This is a genomic window from Pantoea sp. X-Soil-MYKO-1289, from assembly GCF_059730625.1.
On sequence record NZ_AP036004.1, the window covers coordinates 998,762 to 1,017,093 of the forward strand.

The following is an 18,332-nucleotide window of genomic DNA, read 5'->3' on the forward strand; positions in this document are numbered from 1 at the left end:
CGATAACCGCTTAAACCTGTTTGGGCCTGCGACGTCAGCCGTCGACGCGCCGTTGCCCGAGCCTCTTTTATCGCTTTGCTGTGAGCGCTCCTGATGACTTTTGACCCACCGGAATCGCCGTCGCGCCGCTCTGCGCCGGCGGCTGAAGATCGCACTCTGCGCAGCACGCGCCGCAGCCTGCGCATCTTTTCGCTGCTGCTCTCTGGCGTGCTGCTGCTCGTCGTGCTGATGGTGCTGGTTATCGCCCAGCGGCAGAACCGCGACGCGACGGATCACGATCGCCAGCGGCTGCGCCAGGCATGGGACGCCCGTCAGGAGACGATGCTGACCGACGTGCGCGACTACGCCTTCTGGAGCGAGGCGTGGCGCAACCTGCACCTGACGCTCAATAAGCGCTGGGCATGGGACGAGGAGAATATCGGGCCGGATCTCTACAACGAGTATCACTACGAAGGGGTGTTCGTGGTGGATAATGCCGGCCGCACGCGCTACGCGGTGATTAACGGAAAACTCGCCGATCTGCCGCTGGAGGCCTGGCTCGGCGCGCAGAGCGCCGGGCTGCTGCGCGACGCGCGCGGGCTGCAAAACGCGGCGCTGGCGCGCAACGCCGTGATTGAGCGACAGCCCGCCATCGTCGTGGCGGCGCCCATCTCAAGGGGCAAAGCGGCGGGTCTTTCTGAGCGGTCGGGCGCTCCCTCGGTGCTGGTCTTCGTCAATCTGTTCACGCCGGCCAAATTAGAGGCGCTGGGCAAAATGCTCGACGTCTGGGCGCCGCGCGGCACTGCGGACAACGACGCGCGGCAGCGCCCGACCATGACGCTGGCGGCGATAGACGGCGGGAGCGTGGCGCTGAGCTGGCAGCCGAAAATGCCGGGCACGCGCCTGCTGATGCTGCTGCTGCCGATACTGGCGGCGGTGGCGCTGCTTACCGGCTGGATTACGCGCCGCGTCAGCCGCCACGCGCTGCATCACGCGCTGCTATCCGATCGCCGCTTCGCCATGCTGACCCTGAGCCAGCAGGAGCTGGCCAACAGCGAAGCGCGCTTCCGCGACCTGGCTGAAGCCGCCTCAGACTGGATCTGGGAAACCGATGAGCACGGACGACTGATCTATCTCTCTTCCCGCTTCCATCGCCTGACAGGCCACCAGATTGCCGACTGGACGGGCGAGCATATCGATCGTCTGCTGACGCACTCCAGCCACTCGCTGGTGGCCTGGCTGATGCGTCAGGAGGATAGCGCCTCCTCCGCGCCGCTGCGCTGCCAGTTTATGAGCGCGCAGGGCGAACGCCGCATCGGCCATCTGGTGGCGAAAACCATCTGGCACGAGGGGCGTCGCGCCGGCTTTCGCGGCACGGTATCGGATATCACCCAGGGAATGGAGGCGGAGGCGCGCATTCAGTTTCTGTCGCGCCACGACGCGCTGACCGGACTCGCTAACCGCATTCAGCTGCAGGAGTTCCTGACGCGCCATCTGGAGCTGCCGCAGCTGGCGTCGCCGCTGGCGATCCTCAGCCTCGATCTCGACCAGTTCAGGCCGCTGAACGATAACTGGGGGCACGCGGCGGGCGATCAGGTGCTGCATCAGCTGGCGCAGCGGCTGCAGCGCGGCGTCGACGCGCACGAGCTGGCGGCGCGGCTGGGCGGCGACGAGTTCGTGCTGGTGCTGCAGGAGGGCGACGCCGAGGTGGTGGCGCAACGCTGCGCCCGTCTGCTGCAGGAGGTGCAGCAACCGATCTACACCGGGCAGCACGCGCACTATCTCACCGCCAGCATCGGCATCGCCTGCGCGCCGCAGGACGCCAGCCACCCCGAGGCGCTGCTGCGCATGTCGGATATCGCCCTGAACGAAGCGCGCGCCGCGGGGCGCAACCGCTGGGTCTGGTACGCCAATAATATGGCCAGCCAGCGCGAGCATAAGCGCGAGATGGCGAAACGCATCGAACAGGCTTTGCTCAACGACGAGTTCTGCCTGCATTACCAGCCGCGCTATCAGCTGCAAAGCGGCAGGCTGGCGGGAGCGGAGGCGCTGATCCGCTGGCAGCCCGAAGAGGGGCCGTCGATTACGCCCGATCGCTTTATTCCGCTGGCGGAGGAGAACGGCCTGATCGTCGCCATCAGCGACTGGGTGCTGGCGCGCGCCTGCCGCGACGCCAGCGCATGGGGCGCGGATCGCTATGTGTCGGTCAATATCTCGCCGGTAGAGTTTCGCACCAACGATTTGGTGCAGCGCGTCGCGCGCGCGCTGGCGAGCAGCGGGCTGCCCGCGACGCGGCTGGAGCTGGAGATCACGGAAAACGTGACGTTCGAGCATCCGCAGCAGGCGCTGGAAGTGATGCAGGGGCTGCGCGCGCTTGGCGTCAGGCTGACGGTAGACGATTTCGGCACCGGCTATGCGGCGCTGGGCTATCTGAAGACCTTTCCGTTTAACGGCCTGAAGATCGATCGCTCCTGGATGAAAGATTTTCCAGAGTCGCAGCAGGCGGAGTCGGTGGTGGCGGGCATTATCGCGCTGGCGCACGCTTTTGCGCTGACGATTACGGCGGAAGGGATTGAGACAGAAGCGCAGCTTGACCAGCTAAAACGGCTCTCCTGCGAAGAGGGGCAGGGCTACTTTTTGGGACGCCCCGTGCCGCTGGCGGCCTTTACTGCGCTTCTGGAAAACAGATCTCAATCAGTTCGGGCTTAACGCACTTTGACCGCCACGGCGGTCATCAGAACGGCAAAGCCCACGAAGATTGCCAGTTCCATACGATCCTCCTAAGAAAGTTCCTAATAATTTTAGCGCTCCAGCGTGAGGGTTTTGGTCAGTAAGTGCGATTTATCTGAAAAAATCGTCATAAAACGGCGCAAACAGGCCGTTCGCAACAAACTTTCCAGCCTTTAAGGGTTAAGCCTGCCGCGCGCCTTTGCTACTCTCAGGGGCGAGTTCACCACGTTCATGAGGAGAAAACGTGAAATATTATGGAAAAGCGCTGCTGGCGCTGGGCATGTTCGCCTTAACCGCCTGTCAGTCAGCGAATAAACCTGATAACACCGCAGCCGCCGCGGATGCGGCAAGCGACACCTGCGGCGCTTCGCAGTATCAGAGCTACGTCGGCAAGCCGATTAGCGCCGCCAGCAGCCTGCGTCTGGAGACGCCGATGCGGGCTATTCGCTGGAATAGCGCGGTCACGATGGACTTTAATCTGCACCGCCTGAACTTCCTGGCGGACAAAAATGACGTTATCAGTCAGGTCTACTGCGGCTAAGGCGTCATAAAAAAAGCGTCGCATTGTCATGCGCTGGTCATCAATGGAGCCGAGGATAGATCGCGGATAACAGAGATTTTCTCGTCACTCTCAATATGCAATGCTCGTCTTGTTTATTCCCGCTTCGGCGGGAATTTTTTTCGCTTATTCCGACGAGCCGGTTTCCATTAACTGCGCCAGCAGTTGACGATAATTTTCCAGACGGCGCGCGTCGCCCTCGACCTCCAGCCGCTCAATAACCCGCGCGATCACCGCTTTATTGGTGGCGGGCTCGCCAGCCTCCATTAACTCGCGCAGGATCACCGCCAGCAGATCGGACTCCTGCGGGGCGTTCCACGCCGGGCTGTTGAAATAGTCCACAATCGCACGGCTGGCACTGTTTTGAACTCTCATCTTCACCTCCGCTAAGGCGACGGCGCGTCTGTCACGACCTGCGCAGCGCAGCGTGATAGTCAGCGTGATAGGTAACTGTGGACCTCGCCGCGACGGGAAGTGGCGGAGGCGTTAGCGCAGCCGGGAAAGCCGCGCCTGCGCCAGAGAAACTGGCGTTTTTTTAAACATACAACCGACATCAGAACTTGTCAGTAACAGACTGACATATTTTTTTATCTCTGCTGACACGCGGTCAGCGAGACCATCGACATTCACTGCAAAAAAGCGCCAACAGCCTATATACGGCAGTGAAAAGGGGCTAATGCAGCGAAAAACGGTTTTTTTCATTTCGTGCCATCATTTGTCGCTCAGCAGCAAAGCGCCGTTGATAGACTGTCGCCTCCCTCTGCCAGCGCCCGTTTGCTCATGCCACGCACAATTGAATCCTGGAAAATTAATCTTATCTCCGTCTGGTTCGGCTGTTTTTTCACCGGCCTGGCCATCAGTCAGATCATCCCTTTTTTGCCGCTCTATATCGAACAGCTCGGTATTCAAGGCGGCGACGCCCTTAGCCTCTGGTCGGGACTCACCTTCAGCATCACCTTTGTGGTCTCGGCCGCCGTCGCGCCGCTGTGGGGCAGTCTCGCCGATCGCAAAGGACGCAAGCTGATGCTGCTGCGCGCGGCGTTCGGCATGGGCGTGGTGATCCTGCTGCAGGCTTTCGTTACCCAGGCCTGGCAATTGCTGCTGCTGCGCGCGCTGATGGGGCTGACTTCGGGTTATATTCCCAACGCCATGGCGCTGGTGGCGTCGCAGGTGCCGCGCGACCGCAGCGGCTGGGCGCTGAGCTGCGTCTCGACCGGCCAGATCGGCGGGGTGATCCTCGGGCCGATGCTTGGCGGGCTGCTGGCGGACTGGGTCGGCCTGCGCATGGTGTTTATCGTAACCGCCGCGCTGCTGCTGGTGAGTTTTCTGGTGACGCTGTTCCTGATTAAAGAGACCGGCTATACGCCGGTAAGTAAAAAAGAGAAGCTGAGCGGGCGTGAGGTGTTCGCTTCGCTCGACAATCCCAGGCTGATGCTCTGCCTGTTTGTCACCACTATGGTGATCCAGATGTGCAACGGCTCGGTTAACCCGATTCTGACGCTGTTCGTGCGTGAACTGGCGCCGACCGCGGATAACATCGCCTTTCTCAGCGGGGTGATCGCCGCGCTGCCGGGCATTTCGGCGCTGATTGCCGCGCCGCGCCTGGGCAGGCTGGGCGACCGTATCGGCACCCAGCGGATCCTGCTGGCGACCATGGTGGTGTCGCTGCTGCTGCTTATCGCCATGTCGTTCGTCACCAGCGCCACCCAGCTCGGCGTGCTGCGCTTCCTGCTCGGCTTTGCCGACGGCGCGATGATGCCGGCGGTGCAGACGCTGCTGGTGCGCCATTCGCGCGACAACATCACCGGCCGTATCTTCGGCTACAACCAGTCCTTTATGTATCTCGGCAACGTTGCCGGCCCGCTGCTCGGCGCGACGGTGTCGGCGCTGACCGGCTACCGCTGGGTCTTCTTCGCCACCGCGCTGGTGGTGCTGGTTAACGTGCTGCTGCTGAAGCGCTTCTATCGCCGTCCGCGGACGGTGCTGGAGCCAAAGGGGAAAAGCGCAGCGCATAGCGCCAGCGACGCTGAGTCAACAGAAACTCGGCGCTGACGCTCGGGCTCCAGGAGTCGTCGCCGCCCACGCCCATATGCGCGGCGTCGAGATGCAGCCAGCATCCCGGCTCCGCGCGCAGCAGATGGCGGTGCGACGCGTCGCGCAGCTGCTCAAGGCTGTAACGGCTCAGCGAGAAGCTGAAGTCGCCGCTGACGCGCCACTCCTCCGCCTCCAGCCGTCGCGTGCCGCCGCGCAGGCCGTTTTCGCTCGGAAAAACGTAAGGGGTATGCAGCGCGTCGAGCGGCAGCTGCCAGCGCGAGAACTGCGCCGCCAGCCGGCGGTCCGGATAGTTTTCATGGGGCCCCAGCCCCAGCCAGGCGACCTGCCGCGGCGCGGCGGCGAGCTGGCAGCGCAGGCCGATGCGCGCCGGCGCGGGCGCGTCGGCGGCCTGTTCCACCTCCACCTCCAGATGCATTTCGCCCTGCGCGTCGAACCGGTAGCGTTTATGGCTGAGAAAGGCGAGTCGACCCTGGGCGTACCAGCCGTGCAGCACGCTGATCTGCACCGCGTCCGACAGCGTCGAAGCCTCTGTCCGCTCTACGCGGCTGGTCATGGCGTCGTAGCCGGCCGCTTTCCAGCGCTCTGACCAGGCGTTGGGATCGACGCGCTCCGCTTCGCTGGTGCCGATATCGTTATCGAGCGGCGCGCGGATAAAGCAGTCCTGCAGCGGCGACAGCAGTCTCGCCTGCTCGTCGACGACCCACTGCGTCAGCTCGCCGCTGCTGCGGCTAAACTGCCAGCGCTGATGGCGGTGCGTGACGACGATAGCCGCCTCCTCCATGCTGAGCGTCGGCGGCTCGCCCGCACTCGGCTGCGGCGGAAGCGCCAGCGCGGCGGGCAGCGGCCACTGATGCCATGCGACGCGCCAGTCGGCGTCAGACCAGGCGGTGGCGGCGCGCTGGTGTACGGCGACGTTTAGCCAGCACTCGCCGATAAGATGCGCTATCGGCGCAACGCAGATGCGCTGCGTTCCCTGGGGGGCGATATCCAGCGCGGTTTCGCCCTGCGCCACCACCTCGCCCTGCTGCTCAACGCGCCAGCGCAGCACCTCGTTATCGCTGCGGCGAAACAGGTAGTCGCTGCTGACGGTAAAGCTAAAGGGATCGTCGGCGTCCGGGGCAAAGTGGAAGAACTGCTGCGCGCGCTGCGCTTCAAACAGCGCCGGATGCGGCGTGCGGTCGGCGAACACCAGGCCGTTCATGCAGAACTGGCGGTCGTTAGGCTTGTCGCCAAAGTCGCCGCCGTAGGCCTGCCAGGGCTGGGCGTTTTCATCGTAGCGCGTCAGGCTCTGATCGACCCAGTCCCAGACGAAGCCGCCCTGCAGGCGCGGAAACTGACGAAACGCCTGCCAGTATTTTGCAAAGCCGCCGAGGCTGTTGCCCATGGCGTGCGCATACTCGCACAGGATCAGCGGCCGGCTTTCGCCCGGCAGGCCGATCCACTTTTTCAGCGACCATTTCGGCACGGCGGGGAAGGGCTGATCTTCATCGACGCGCGCGTACATCGGGCAGAGAATATCGGTCGCCGCGCTGTTGGCGCCGCCGCCTTCATACTGCACGGGGCGCGTCGCATCGGCACTTTTCACCCAGCGATAGAGCGCATCGTGCGTGCTGCCGTGCCCCGATTCGTTGCCCAGCGACCAGATAATAATGCTGCAGTGGTTGCGGTCGCGCTGCACCATGCGCGTGACGCGTTCGCTAAAGGCGGCGAACCAGCGCGGGTCGTCCGCCAGGCGGCTCATCGGCTGCATGCCGTGGGTTTCGATATTGGCTTCGTCGACCACGTAGAGGCCGTAGCGGTCGCACAGCCGATACCAGAGCGGATGGTTAGGGTAGTGCGAACAGCGCACCGCGTTGAAGTTATGCTGTTTCATTAGTTCGATGTCGCGCCGCATCGTCGCTTCATCCACCACCTGGCCGCTCTCCGGGTGATGTTCGTGGCGGTTGACGCCGCGTATCAGCAGCGGCTGGCCGTTCAGGCAGAGCAGGCCGTTTTCGATGGCGACGCGGCGAAAGCCGACATCGTACGCCTCGACTTCAATGATTTCGCCCTGCGCGTCGAGCAGCGCCAGCGTGGCGCGGTAGAGCGTCGGCGTTTCGGCGCTCCACAACGCGGGCGCCTCAACGCGCAGGCGCAGCTCGGCGCGATCGCCATAGTGGCCGCGCTCATCGATAATCGCGCTGCCGAGCGGCTGCTCGATGACGCCCGTCTGCTTGCCCTCTCGCCACAGCGTCAGCCGCAAACGCAGCGCCGCATCCTGAGCGGTGACGCCTACCCGCGCCACCAGATCCGCGCTGCGGTATTCCGGGCTCAGCAGCGTCTCCAGCTGGACATCCGCCAGGTGCGGCGTCGGCTTATGCAGCAGCGAGACGTCGCGGAAAATGCCGCTCATGCGCCACATATCCTGATCCTCCAGCCAGGTGCCGTCGCTCCAGCGCAGCACCATCACCGCCAGGCGATTCGCGCCGCGCACCAGCGCCGCGCTAAGGTCAAACTCGGCGGGCAGCCGGCTATCCTGGGAGTAGCCGATGAACCGGCCGTTGCACCAGAGGTAAAAGGCGGAGCTGACGCCGTCGAAGATCACGCGCGTCTGCCCGGTTTCAGGCCTGCCGTCGTCAAGAGTGAATGTGAGCGAGTAACAACCTGTAGGGTTCTCTTCCGGCACGCACGGCGGGGTCGCCGCTATGGGATACTGGACGTTGGTGTAAATGGGCGCGTCATAACCGTGCAGCTGCCAGTTGGCGGGTACTGGCAGCGTGGCTGCGTCGGGCAGATCCTGCCGCAGCCAGCTCTCCGGCACCGCTTCAGGGCGGTTGAAGTAGCTAAAATTCCACGCGCCGTTCAGGCTGCGCTGCGCGGCAGAGGGCTGCTCGTCGCGCGCCGCCGCTTCGCTGCGCCAGCTGGCGAAAGGCGGATGGGCGTCAAGGCGATGCAGGCTGGTGACGACCGGGTTCTCCCAGTCGCGGCGGGCAAGAAGTTGACTGAGCGAAATCGGCGGCGTCGACATAGAGGTTTCCTTTAATTGTATTGCGCTCACAATGCAATGTTTCCCGCGGGCTGTAAAGAGCGGCCGCTGAGGAAAAGGGAGAATTTTTCAACGAGGTCTGCGGCGAAAACGAGCCAGATGCTGGTTCTGCGTCACTTTCGTGCCAGTAAATTGTTAAGCCTGGTATACAAGGGTTAATACCGCCCTGAGTCAGAGAATTCTCGCTTGTCGCCCCGGTTTGTCGCTCATACACTCAGCGCGATTTCATCCATCCTGAGGTTGCTATGGTACGTATTGTTAAACTTGCCGCGGTTGTGGCGCTGGTGACCGCGCTGAGCGGCTGTATTTTTCCGCCTCCGGGCGGCGGCTGGGGAGGGCCTGGTGGTGGTGGCGGCTGGGGCGGGCACGGTCACGGTTTTACTGGCCCGCGTTAATCCTGCATAATTTCCGCTTTATTTTGGGCTGAAACGATTTACGTCTCGCTTAATTAACAGTAAAACGTTTCGCCCGCTTCTTAAAATGCGTTTAGCCTCTGTTTTAATAAAAATGGTTATAAAGAGCCGGGTAAAATGGGCTTAAAACGCTGTTTTTTTATTTTGTCGAGTGATAACGTCCTCTTTTATTTACCTGTGGGTCAAGGGCATGAAAAACCTTATCGCTGAATTACTGGTAAAACTGGCGGCAAAAGAAGAAGAGTCTAAAGAGCTTGTGGCTCAGGTTGAGGCGCTGGAAATTATCGTGACGGCGATGCTGCGCAAGCTGGATCCGGAACAACAGCACGCTATCGCCGCCGGTATCGATAACGCGATGCACAATGCCAACGTCGACGGCAGTAATAATGAAGACGCACTTCTGTTACGTAACTACCTCGACAAATTACTTAACCATCCGCGCGTCTGATTACCGATCGTCGGGCAGTGCGATCGGCGCTGCAAATTTGCGCAAATATTCACCGCTTTGTTTCTCTCGTGCCAGAATTAACAGGTTATTCATCAAGGGAGTCTTACCATGAAATTGCATTTAGCGGCAGTTGTGATGGCAGGTTTGCTGGTTAGCGGCGTCAGCGTGGCGCAGGCCGCCGAGAAAACGGCGCAGCAGCAAAAAATGACGCAGTGCAATCAGCACGCCAGCACGCAAAATCTCAAGGGCGACGCGCGTAAAGCTTTTATGAGCGAGTGCCTGAAGAAAGAGAGCAAAATCTCCGGCATGACGCCGCAGCAGGTAAAAATGAAAAGCTGCAACACCGCAGCGGGCGATAAAAAGCTTAGCGGCGACGCGCGTAAGACCTTTATGAGTTCCTGTCTGAAAAAAGTCTGATGCTTTATTCATGACGGCCGCGCGGCGGCCGTCATAGCTTTTCGCCTTTCCCGCTCCGCTGTTTTTAACCATTTACACTTGCTAAAACTTTAATTAGACGCCTTAACAAAGGGTTAGCCGCTTTTTTATTTTCAGACTCTGCCTTCCGCTTTCCTTTGCCACACTTACTTTTTGTAGGGGAATAGCGGCGCCCGCACAGGGCGCATTGTTGAATAACGACAAAGAAGGAGCCGCATGATGAATTATCAGCCCGTCCTCGCCTTAAAGGATCTGCCCGACCGCCAGCCCACCAAAACCAAAATAGCCGATACCGATATTCTGCTGGTGCGCGATGGAGAGAAGGTGCGCGCCTATCAGGCCACCTGTCCGCATGCGGGCGCGCCGCTGGAGCAGGGCGCTATCTGCGGCGATAAGCTGGTTTGTCCGTGGCATAAAGCGGTGTTCGCGCTGGAAGATGGCCATATGTGCGAGCCGCTGGCGCTGGCCGATCTCAAACAGTTTCCGCTGCGCGTCGAGAACGGCATTGTGCAGGTCAATCCCAAAGCAATGTCATCTGCGACGCCCATCGGCAGCGGCGGCGACGCGCCGGTTTATGCGGTGCTCGGCGGCGGCGCGGCAGGCAGCGCCGCCATCTGGACGCTGCGTCGCGAAGGCTTTAAGGGAAAGGTGGTGCTGGTGGAGCGCGAGCCGGAGGCGCCCTACGACCGCACGGCGCTGACCAAATTCGTCCCCTCCGGCAAGATGGATATCAAGGATGTGCCGCGCATTCTGAAAGAGGACATTTTACAGCACGTCGATCGTCTCCAGGGCGAGGTGACGCGTCTCGACACGCGCGAGCAGCGTATCCACTTCGCCGACGGCGACTCGCTGTTTTATGACAAGTTGCTGATCGCTTCCGGCGGCGCGCCGCAGCGTCCCGATTTAGCGGGCAGCGATCTGGCGGGTGTACACCTGCTGCGCTCGCTGGCGCAGGCGGATGCGCTGCTAAAGGAGGTCGACCAGAGCCAGCAGCTGGTGATTATCGGCAACAGCTTTATCGGCATGGAGATGGCGTCGGCGCTGCGCAATCGCGACGTCGAGGTCACGGTGGTGGCGCGGCATCCGCTTCCTTTCGCGCGCCAGTTCGGCGAAGAGATCGGCCGCTATTTCCGCGATCTGCACGGCAGCAACGGCGTGCACTTTGTTGATGGGGATCCGGCCGAGCTGGAGGGTGAGCATCACGTTACCGCGCTGCGTCTGCAGGATGGCCGCCGCATCAAGGCGGACGTGGTGCTGCTGGCGACCGGCATTCAGCCCGCGACCGGATTTATTCACGATCTGTCGCTGCGCGAGGATGGCAGCCTGCTCGCCGACAGCCAGCTGCGCGTGACGCAAAACGTCTGGGTAGCGGGAGATATCGCCAGCTATCTGACGCCGCAGGGGCCGCTGCGCGTCGAGCACTATCGCGTCGCCCATCAGCAGGGACGCATCGCCGCCTTCAATATGCTGGACAAGCGCATGATGTACGATCGCGTGCCCTTTTTCTGGACCACGCACTTCGGCACGCGCTACGAGTATCTCGGCCATGCCGAAGAGTGGGACGAGTATCGCCTGATCGGCTCGCTGGAGGAGAAAAAGTTTATCGCGCTTTACGGCCAGCAGGGCAAGCTGGCGGCGGCGTTCTCCTGCGGCATGTATACGCTCACGGCGGCGCTGGCGCTGGAGATGCAGCAGCCGATGACCATGGCGCAGGCGCTGGCGACGGTGACGAGCCGTCAGGGATAGCGAAAGCGGGCGGAGCGGGCGCTCCGCCTGGTGGGTTACTTTTTGCTCAGCGCTTCAGACTTCGCCATACACTGCTGCATCGCCTCCATCACGGCGGCGCGAAAGCCTTTCTCTTCCAGCACTTTCACCGCTTCGATGGTGGTGCCGCCGGGCGAGCAGACCATATCTTTCAGTTCGGCGGGATGTTTGCCGGTCTCCAGCACCATCTGCGCCGAGCCTTTTACCGCCTGGGCGGCGAACTGATAGGCCTGGGCGCGCGGCATGCCGCCGAGCACGGCGGCGTCCGCCATCGCTTCGATGAACATAAAGACATAGGCGGGCGCGGAGCCGCTAACGCCGACCACCGAGTGGATCAGATATTCGCTGACGACCGCCGCTTTGCCGAAGCTCTCGAATATCCTGACCACTTCGTCGATTTCCGGCTGCTCGACCAGCACGTTCGGCGTTATCGAGGTCATCCCTTCGTTGACCAGCGCCGGCGTATTCGGCATCACGCGCACGATTTTGCGGTCGTGGCCAAGCACCGTCGCCAGCGAATCGAGCGTGACGCCCGCGGCGATAGAGACTACCAGCGCCTCTTTTTTCAGCAGGCTGGCCAGATCTTTCAGCACTTTCAGGATGACGTTGGGTTTGACCGCGCCGAACAGAATATCGACTTCGCGCGCCAGCCCCTCGGCGCTCTCGGCGGCCTGAATGCCGTACTCGCGCGCCAGCGCCTCGTTGGCCTCCGCCTTGCGGTCAAATACCCAGATGTTCGAGGGCGCGACCTGGCCGCTTTTCACCAGTCCGCCGATAATGGCTTTGGCCATATTGCCGCCGCCGATAAACCCAATCTTCTTCTCCAGCATCGCCGTTCCTTAAGAAAGTTCGAAAATCTTAACGCGTTAGCTTACTTCAGCCAGGATTAATAACAAGTCAGCAAGAGGAACACTGCATGGGCGACAATGAAAATCAAAGCCGGCACTACCCGGTGAAAGAGAATATGCCGTGGCAACGTATCGAGTGGCGTATTCAGCACGCGGGGTTTGCGCTGCTGCTGCTGATTGTCGTCGCTGGCGCGGCAGGGCTGTTTTCAAAAGGCTGGCTGAGCAACCAACAGGTCACCAGCGCGGATAAGCGGCTGAGCGTCGATTACGAACGCTTCGGGCGACGGGAAAGCAACATGGATATGACGCTGCGTCTGAGGCAGCTGCGCGGCGACGCTTATCAGATCAGGCTGCGCGGGCCGCAGCTCGACGATATTCAGCTACAGACCCTTCAGCCGCAGCCGGACGACGCCTGGAGCACCGGCGACAGCCTGGTGCTGCGCTGGCACCGACGCCCCGATCAGCAGGAGGCGACTATCTGGATCGGCACCCAGCCGCAGGATTTCGGCCGCTATCACCTTACCGTCACGCTCGACGACGCCTCCAGCGTGCGCTTTAGTCAGTTTGTCTACCCTTAGGAGAGCCATATGGAAACGGTTTTGCGCGCAGCCAGCATGTATCTGCTGTTGATGGTGGTGTTTAAAATCGCGGGACGGCGCACCCTGATGGAGATGACCTCTTTTGACCTGATTTTGCTGCTGATTATCAGCGAGGCGACCCAGCAGGCGCTGCTCGGCGATGACTTTTCCGTCACGGGCGCCGGATTGACCATCGTCACGCTGATTGTGATTGATATTCTGTTCGGCATGATGAAAACGCGCTTTCCCCGAATGGAGCGGTTGATTGACGGCTCCTCACTGATTCTGGTGGAAGAGGGCAAACTGCTGCGCCAGCGGGCGAAGCGCGCCGGGGTAGACGAAGAGGATATTCTGCAGAGCGCGCGCAGCTCGCAGGGGCTGGAGCGGCTGGACCAAATAAAGTTTGCCATTCTGGAGAAGACCGGCAAGATCTCCATCATTCCCAAAGAGTAAGGAAAGAACATGGTTATCTGGGTTGATGCCGACGCCTGCCCCAACGTCATTAAAGAGGTGCTCTACCGCGCGGCGGATCGCACCAAAACGCAGGTGACCTTCGTCGCCAACCAGTCGCTGCGCGTGCCGCCGTCGCCCTGGCTGAAAACGCTGCGCGTGCCAGCCGGATTTGACGTGGCGGATAACGAGATCGTGAAGCGTGTGGAACCCGGGGATCTGGTGATTACCGCCGATATTCCGCTGGCGGCGGAGGTGCTGGAGAAAGGGGGCGCAGCGCTTAACCCGCGCGGCGAGCGCTATTCGCCCGCCACCATTCGCGAAAAGCTAACGATGCGCGACTTTATGGACACCATGCGCGCCAGCGGCGTGCAAACGGGCGGCCCAGCGGCGATGAGTCCGCGAGACCGCCAGCAGTTCGCTAACGCGCTCGACAGCTGGCTGACGCAGCGCCAGCGCTGAAATCAGACAAAGCTGTCGTCATCGTCGTTAAAGCCGTCGAAGCTGTCGTTGCCGAGATCGTTGAAGTCGTTATTGTCCGCGTAGTTGTTATCCCAGCCGTTGTTCTGGTCGAGGAAACCGCTGCCGCCGCTGTTGAAGGTGTCGAGATTATCCTCGACCTGCGGCAACGGCGCGTCGGGTTCGTTGATAATGTTAACGATCTCTTCCGGCTGCGAGTGGTGGAACAGGCTGGTCAGCATATCCGCCATCACCACGCCGCCAGCGACGCCCACTGCGGTTTGCAGCGCGCCGCCGAGAAAGCCGGTGCCGCGCGCTGGCGCGGCAGGCGCATTGTTATACTGCTGCGGCTGCTGCGGCGCGTTGTTCCACGGCTGCTGCTGAGGCTGCTGCTGCGCAGGCGCCTGCTGGCGCGAGCCGCCGCCGAACAGGCTTGACAGAAAACCGCCGCTGCTCTGCTGCTGAGGCGGCTGTTGCTGTTGCGCCAGGCGGTTCTCCAGCTCGGTGATGCGATCGTTGAGCTTCTTCATCGCCGCTTCCTGGATCAGGATCGCCTGCGCCATATAGTAAGGCGCGCCGGGCTGCTGTTGCAGATGCTCTTTAATCAGCTGTTCCGCCGCCGCGTCACGCGGTCCGGTCTGGCTCTCGGCCTGTTTCAGACGGCTGAACAGCCCCTCAATTAACTGATGTTCCTGACTGTACATAATGGCTCTCCTGTTGCGATGGAATAAGTATATGGGGGCGCGGCGCGGCAAAGTAAAATTCAGCAGGTAAGCAAATGTTGCCGCCGCTTGATCTGACGCGATCTGCACGAAATGCGCATGGTTAACGCATTAATATTTAATGAAATTGATGTGAATGTCCGAAAAGGATGCGCAATTCTTGCTTCACGGGTGGAGGCTATAGCGGTTTCCAGTTATGATGCGTCGCATTATTAAGCGATACGCCGCGATATACGGCCTGTAACGGCGGAGGAACTGCCCGATGTCTCTACCCATTTATCTGATCGGCGCGCGCGGCTGCGGGAAAACCACCGTGGGCGAGGCGCTCGCGCGCGCGCTCGGCTACGCCTTCCGCGATACCGATCACCATCTGCAGCTCAGCACCCAGCGCAGCGTCGCGCAGATTGTGGCCGATGAAGGCTGGGAAGGCTTTCGCGCGCGGGAAACGGAGTCGCTGAAAGCGGTTACCGCGCCAGCCACGGTGATCGCGACCGGCGGCGGCATGGTGCTGGCGGAGCACAATCGTCGCTTTATGCGCGAGCAGGGGCGCGTGATTTGGCTCAGCGCGCCGTCACACATTCTGGCGCAGCGGCTGGAGAGCCAGCCGGAAGCGGCGCAGCGCCCGACGCTGACCGGCCGTCCCATCGCCGAAGAGATGGGCGATATTCTGCGCGAGCGCGCGCATCTCTATCGCGACGCCGCCCACCATGAAGTCAACGCCATGCAGACGCCGGAGCGCGTTATCGAGGCGATCCTTCAGTCGCTGTCGCTGGCGCGCGCCAGCTAGTTTCCGCGCTTTTTCTTCAGATTCTTCCCGCTTTCCCGTCTGGGTTGCATAGCCTGGCTATACTGATCCTCAGACGGGAATCGTCTCGTCGTGTGGAATACGATTAGCCAGGAGGGATTGAATATGCCGACCAGACCGCCTTATCCACGCGAAGCTCGCGTCGTCACCGTTGAGAAGGGACCGCCGGGCAGCACCGTAACCTCATGGGAGTTACGCGCCGATCATCCATCGCCCAATACCTTAATTAGCGAACATACCTCTGAAGCGGAAGCGCAGGACGCCAAAGTTCGCTATGAAGATGTGGAAAAAGAGTAGGGTAATCTCTCTGGCAGGGACGCCAGCCTGAATGCTTTTTTTCGCTGCTCTCTATTTGCTGTTATTAGCTGCCTGCACGCAGCGAAACTCATATCCATTCTGCTATTTCTCTTAACTTCCCTATAAAATCATTTCTCTTTGCCGCCTGCCCGGTTATTTCACTACGCACTCTTTCCCCTGACAAAAATTGACGCTTGACCCTTATTCCCCCGCGCTTTAGTTTTAATCATCGACACAGGAACTCGGTTCCATATAGTGAAACTCGCAATATGACTACACTCGAAAACGCCGCCGCGGTGCTTAAGCTGTTTCAGCAAAAAGGCGTGACGCAGGGAAATCCCGGGCTGACGTTTACCGATGTCGTCGAGGCGCTGCGCCTGCCGAAAAGCACCGTATCGCGCCTGCTGGCTACCATGGAAAGTCAGGGTATGCTCGAGCGCGACGCGGAGAGCCGCTGTTTTCATATTGGCCGCGTGCTGCTGTCGGTCGCCGGACACTATCTCTCCGCGCCGCTGGTCGACAGCGCCGCGCCGGCGATGGCGCGGCTGGCGGATAAAACCGGCAGCATCGGCTATATCTCGCGCCTCGACGGGCGCGATCTGGTGGTAATGCGCATGTTTCACGGGCGCCACTTCACCCAGCTGGTGACGCCGCCGGGAAGCCGCATGATCGCTGCCGCCACCTCGACCGGGCGCGTGCTGCTGGCGCAGCTCAGCGAAGAAGAGGTGCGCGAGCGCTACCGCGACGCCTGGCAGCCGCTGCCGCCCAATTCGCCGCAAACGCTGGATGCGCTCTGCGCGCAGCTGGCGGCGATCCGCAGCCAGCGCTGGTCGCTGGCGCGCAATGAAACGCTGCCCGGCATCAGTTCGCTCGCCGTCGCGCTGCATAATAAATATCACGGCGATACGGTAGCGCTTTGCCTCTCGTTTTTATCGCAGGAGAGTTCGCCGGGCTATCCACCCGCGCTGCTTGATGAATTACGCATAACGGCCAGCGACCTGGCCGAGAAATATGGCGCAACGCCACTCTGAATTTATTTGTTACCGGCGCAATACTTTCGCCACACCGGGAAAACGCCAGGCCTTCGGGCCTGTTTATTCAATCTCACGGACGAAATAAAAAAACGACGTAAGCGAGCCTGACTCAGGCTCGCGAAGCGTCATTTCATTTCTACCGGCATTCCTGACGGGGACAATATGGAGAAGGTTAATCCAGTTAAACAGGCTGGCGTGGCGATAGTATTAATCGCCCTGTCGGTGGCGGGCGCCATTATCGGCGTGCAGCTTATTACCACTATCGGCGTGACGCCGAACACCTCAATTATCGGCGCGCTATTCGCCATGCTGCTGGCGCGTATTGCTTTACAGGCGTTTCGCCGCTATCGTTCGATTGAGATTCAAAATCTCGCGCAAACCGCAATTTCCTCCGCCACCTTCGGCGCCGCCAACAGCTTATTAATGCCGATCGCCGTGCCCTGGGCGCTGGGCGAGCCGCAGCTGGTGCTGCCGATGTTCTGCGGCGTCAGCGCGGCGATGCTGCTGGACGCTTATCTGCTCTATCGCCTGTTCGATACCCGCGTCTTTCCCGCCAGCAACGCCTGGCCGCCGGGCGTGGCTGCCGCTGAGGCGATCAAAGCGGGCGACAAGGGCGGACGTCAGGCCTGGCTGCTGGCGGCGGGCATCGTCGGCGGCATTCTCGGCTCAATGCTGAAGATCCCGATGTCCGCTTTCGGTACCGCCTTTATCGGCAATATCTGGGCGCTGGGCATGCTCGGGCTGGGCTTTCTGGTGCGCGCCTATGCGCAACCGGTTGCCGGTATCGACATCAACGCGCTCTATCTGCCGCACGGCGTTATGGTCGGCGCGGGGCTGGTGGCGCTGATTCAGGTGGTGATGGTGATCCGCAGCCATCGCCACGACGAGCAGAAAGTAAGCCGCGGCGGCAATGAGGTCAGGCGCGCGCTCGGTCTCGGCGGCGCGGGCTACCTGATTATTTCGGCGCTGCTGGCGCTGGCGGGCGGTCTGTGGAGCGAAATGAGCCTGCCGATGCTGCTGCTGTTTGTGATTTACGCCGCGTTCGCCGCCTTCGTGCATGAGCTGATCGTCGGCATCGCCGCGATGCACTCCGGCTGGTTCCCGGCTTTCGCAGTGGCGCTGATTACCCTGATCGTCGGCATCCTGCTCGGCTTTCCGCCGCTGGCGCTCTGCCTGCTGTGCGGCTTTACCGCAGCGACCGGACCTGCCTTCGCCGACATGGGCTACGATCTCAAAGCGGGCTTTATCCTGCGCGGCAACGGCGCGGATCTGCAGCAGGAGCTGTGGGGCCGCCGCATCCAGCTGATCGCGGCGATGATCGCCTTCCTGGTCTCTATTCCCGTCGTCTGGTACGCGCATAACCTGTTTTTTGCGGAAAACCTGCTGCCGCCGGTGGCGCGCGTCTACGCCAAAACTATCCAGGCGGGCGCGGAGCCCGGCATCGCCGGCAGCCTGCTGATGTGGGCGATTCCTGGCGCCATTATCCAGCTGATCGGCGGGCCAAAGCGCCAGCTCGGCGTGCTGCTCGCCACCGGCCTGCTCATCAACAACGCGATGGCCGGCTGGGCGGTGGTGGTGGGCATCGCGCTGCGCATCGTGATCCTTCGCGTATGGGGCGAACGCGGCCGCTCGCCGATGGAGGTGATGGCGGCGGGCTTTATCGCCGGCGACGCGCTCTATAGCTTCTTTCACTCGCTGTTTGCCAGCGGCAAAAAATAATTAAGGGATGTC

19 protein-coding genes are annotated in these 18,332 nt (G+C 61.3%); 14 read left to right on the forward strand and 5 right to left on the reverse strand.

The annotated features are described in order from the left end of the window. Positions 1-93: 93 nt before the first annotated feature. Positions 94-2,688 carry a bifunctional diguanylate cyclase/phosphodiesterase gene (locus AC6I7Z_RS04735; RefSeq protein WP_497813329.1) on the forward strand — a complete coding sequence of 865 codons (2,595 nt, stop codon included), beginning with the start codon at positions 94-96 and terminating at the stop codon, positions 2,686-2,688. 265 nt (positions 2,689-2,953) lie between these two features. After that, on the forward strand, positions 2,954-3,250 hold the full coding sequence (locus AC6I7Z_RS04740; RefSeq protein ID WP_497813330.1) for an I78 family peptidase inhibitor: 297 nt from the start codon (positions 2,954-2,956) through the stop codon (positions 3,248-3,250). Positions 3,251-3,394: 144 nt separating this feature from the next. Here the strand turns inward: AC6I7Z_RS04740 and AC6I7Z_RS04745 are convergent, their stop codons facing one another. Together AC6I7Z_RS04745 and AC6I7Z_RS04750 are read right to left on the reverse strand one after the other, a co-directional pair. Continuing rightward, on the reverse strand, positions 3,395-3,643 hold the full coding sequence (locus AC6I7Z_RS04745) for a biofilm development regulator YmgB/AriR family protein (protein WP_286870192.1): 249 nt from the start codon (positions 3,641-3,643) through the stop codon (positions 3,395-3,397). 111 nt (positions 3,644-3,754) lie between these two features. Beyond that, positions 3,755-3,970, reverse strand: coding sequence for a hypothetical protein (locus AC6I7Z_RS04750; protein WP_497813331.1), 216 nt, complete (start codon positions 3,968-3,970; stop codon positions 3,755-3,757). A 78-nt stretch (positions 3,971-4,048) separates the two neighbouring features. Here AC6I7Z_RS04750 and AC6I7Z_RS04755 point away from each other — a divergent pair, with 78 nt between their 5' ends. After that, a complete protein-coding gene (locus tag AC6I7Z_RS04755) occupies positions 4,049-5,320 on the forward strand; it encodes a multidrug efflux MFS transporter (protein ID WP_497813332.1) in 1,272 nt (423 codons plus the stop codon). Here AC6I7Z_RS04755 and AC6I7Z_RS04760 read toward each other — a convergent pair. Then, positions 5,205-8,330: a beta-galactosidase gene (locus tag AC6I7Z_RS04760; protein ID WP_497813333.1), complete on the reverse strand. Its 3,126-nt coding sequence runs from the start codon at positions 8,328-8,330 to the stop codon at positions 5,205-5,207. The two genes, AC6I7Z_RS04755 and AC6I7Z_RS04760, sit on opposite strands and share 116 nt — an antisense overlap. Before the next feature lie 263 nt (positions 8,331-8,593). On the opposite strand from AC6I7Z_RS04760, the gene AC6I7Z_RS04765 reads away from it, so the two are divergent. From AC6I7Z_RS04765 to AC6I7Z_RS04780, 4 genes are all read left to right on the forward strand, one after another. After that, positions 8,594-8,743 (forward strand): hypothetical protein, encoded by a 150-nt coding sequence (locus tag AC6I7Z_RS04765; protein ID WP_497813334.1) that lies wholly within the window; start codon positions 8,594-8,596, stop codon positions 8,741-8,743. A gap of 208 nt (positions 8,744-8,951) precedes the next feature. Further along, positions 8,952-9,209: an anti-adapter protein IraP gene (iraP, locus tag AC6I7Z_RS04770; protein WP_497813335.1), complete on the forward strand. Its 258-nt coding sequence runs from the start codon at positions 8,952-8,954 to the stop codon at positions 9,207-9,209. A gap of 108 nt (positions 9,210-9,317) precedes the next feature. Beyond that, positions 9,318-9,626 carry a PsiF family protein gene (locus AC6I7Z_RS04775; protein WP_497813336.1) on the forward strand — a complete coding sequence of 103 codons (309 nt, stop codon included), beginning with the start codon at positions 9,318-9,320 and terminating at the stop codon, positions 9,624-9,626. 237 nt (positions 9,627-9,863) lie between these two features. After that, positions 9,864-11,390: an FAD-dependent oxidoreductase gene (locus AC6I7Z_RS04780; protein WP_497815399.1), complete on the forward strand. Its 1,527-nt coding sequence runs from the start codon at positions 9,864-9,866 to the stop codon at positions 11,388-11,390. A 35-nt stretch (positions 11,391-11,425) separates the two neighbouring features. On the opposite strand, the gene proC is transcribed toward AC6I7Z_RS04780, so the two are convergent. Continuing rightward, positions 11,426-12,238, reverse strand: a complete 813-nt coding sequence (gene proC / locus AC6I7Z_RS04785; RefSeq protein ID WP_497813337.1) for a pyrroline-5-carboxylate reductase — start codon at positions 12,236-12,238, stop codon at positions 11,426-11,428. A gap of 86 nt (positions 12,239-12,324) precedes the next feature. On the opposite strand from proC, the gene AC6I7Z_RS04790 reads away from it, so the two are divergent. The 3 genes from AC6I7Z_RS04790 to AC6I7Z_RS04800 are packed head-to-tail and all read left to right on the forward strand — an operon-like array spanning position 12,325 to position 13,746. After that, a complete protein-coding gene (locus AC6I7Z_RS04790) occupies positions 12,325-12,834 on the forward strand; it encodes a hypothetical protein (protein ID WP_497813338.1) in 510 nt (169 codons plus the stop codon). 9 nt (positions 12,835-12,843) lie between these two features. Beyond that, complete coding sequence (locus AC6I7Z_RS04795; RefSeq protein ID WP_434124064.1) at positions 12,844-13,287, forward strand: DUF421 domain-containing protein; 444 nt, start codon at positions 12,844-12,846, stop codon at positions 13,285-13,287. Positions 13,288-13,296: 9 nt separating this feature from the next. Beyond that, positions 13,297-13,746, forward strand: a complete 450-nt coding sequence (locus AC6I7Z_RS04800) for a YaiI/YqxD family protein (RefSeq protein ID WP_033752765.1) — start codon at positions 13,297-13,299, stop codon at positions 13,744-13,746. 2 nt (positions 13,747-13,748) lie between these two features. Here the strand turns inward: AC6I7Z_RS04800 and AC6I7Z_RS04805 are convergent, their stop codons facing one another. Next, entirely contained in the window at positions 13,749-14,447 is a 699-nt protein-coding gene (locus AC6I7Z_RS04805; RefSeq protein WP_497813339.1) for a DUF2076 domain-containing protein, read from the reverse strand. A 280-nt stretch (positions 14,448-14,727) separates the two neighbouring features. On the opposite strand from AC6I7Z_RS04805, the gene aroL reads away from it, so the two are divergent. The 4 genes from aroL to AC6I7Z_RS04825 all read left to right on the forward strand — a co-directional run bounded on the left by aroL (position 14,728) and on the right by AC6I7Z_RS04825 (position 18,320). Then, the gene (gene aroL, locus AC6I7Z_RS04810) at positions 14,728-15,252 is read left to right on the forward strand and encodes a shikimate kinase AroL (RefSeq protein WP_497813340.1); all 525 of its coding nucleotides are present in this window, start codon (positions 14,728-14,730) and stop codon (positions 15,250-15,252) included. 123 nt (positions 15,253-15,375) lie between these two features. Further along, entirely contained in the window at positions 15,376-15,567 is a 192-nt protein-coding gene (locus AC6I7Z_RS04815; RefSeq protein WP_033752762.1) for a YaiA family protein, read from the forward strand. A 269-nt stretch (positions 15,568-15,836) separates the two neighbouring features. Further along, positions 15,837-16,598 (forward strand): IclR family transcriptional regulator, encoded by a 762-nt coding sequence (locus AC6I7Z_RS04820; protein WP_497813341.1) that lies wholly within the window; start codon positions 15,837-15,839, stop codon positions 16,596-16,598. Positions 16,599-16,763: 165 nt separating this feature from the next. Next, entirely contained in the window at positions 16,764-18,320 is a 1,557-nt protein-coding gene (locus AC6I7Z_RS04825; protein ID WP_497813342.1) for an OPT/YSL family transporter, read from the forward strand. Positions 18,321-18,332 lie beyond the last annotated feature (12 nt).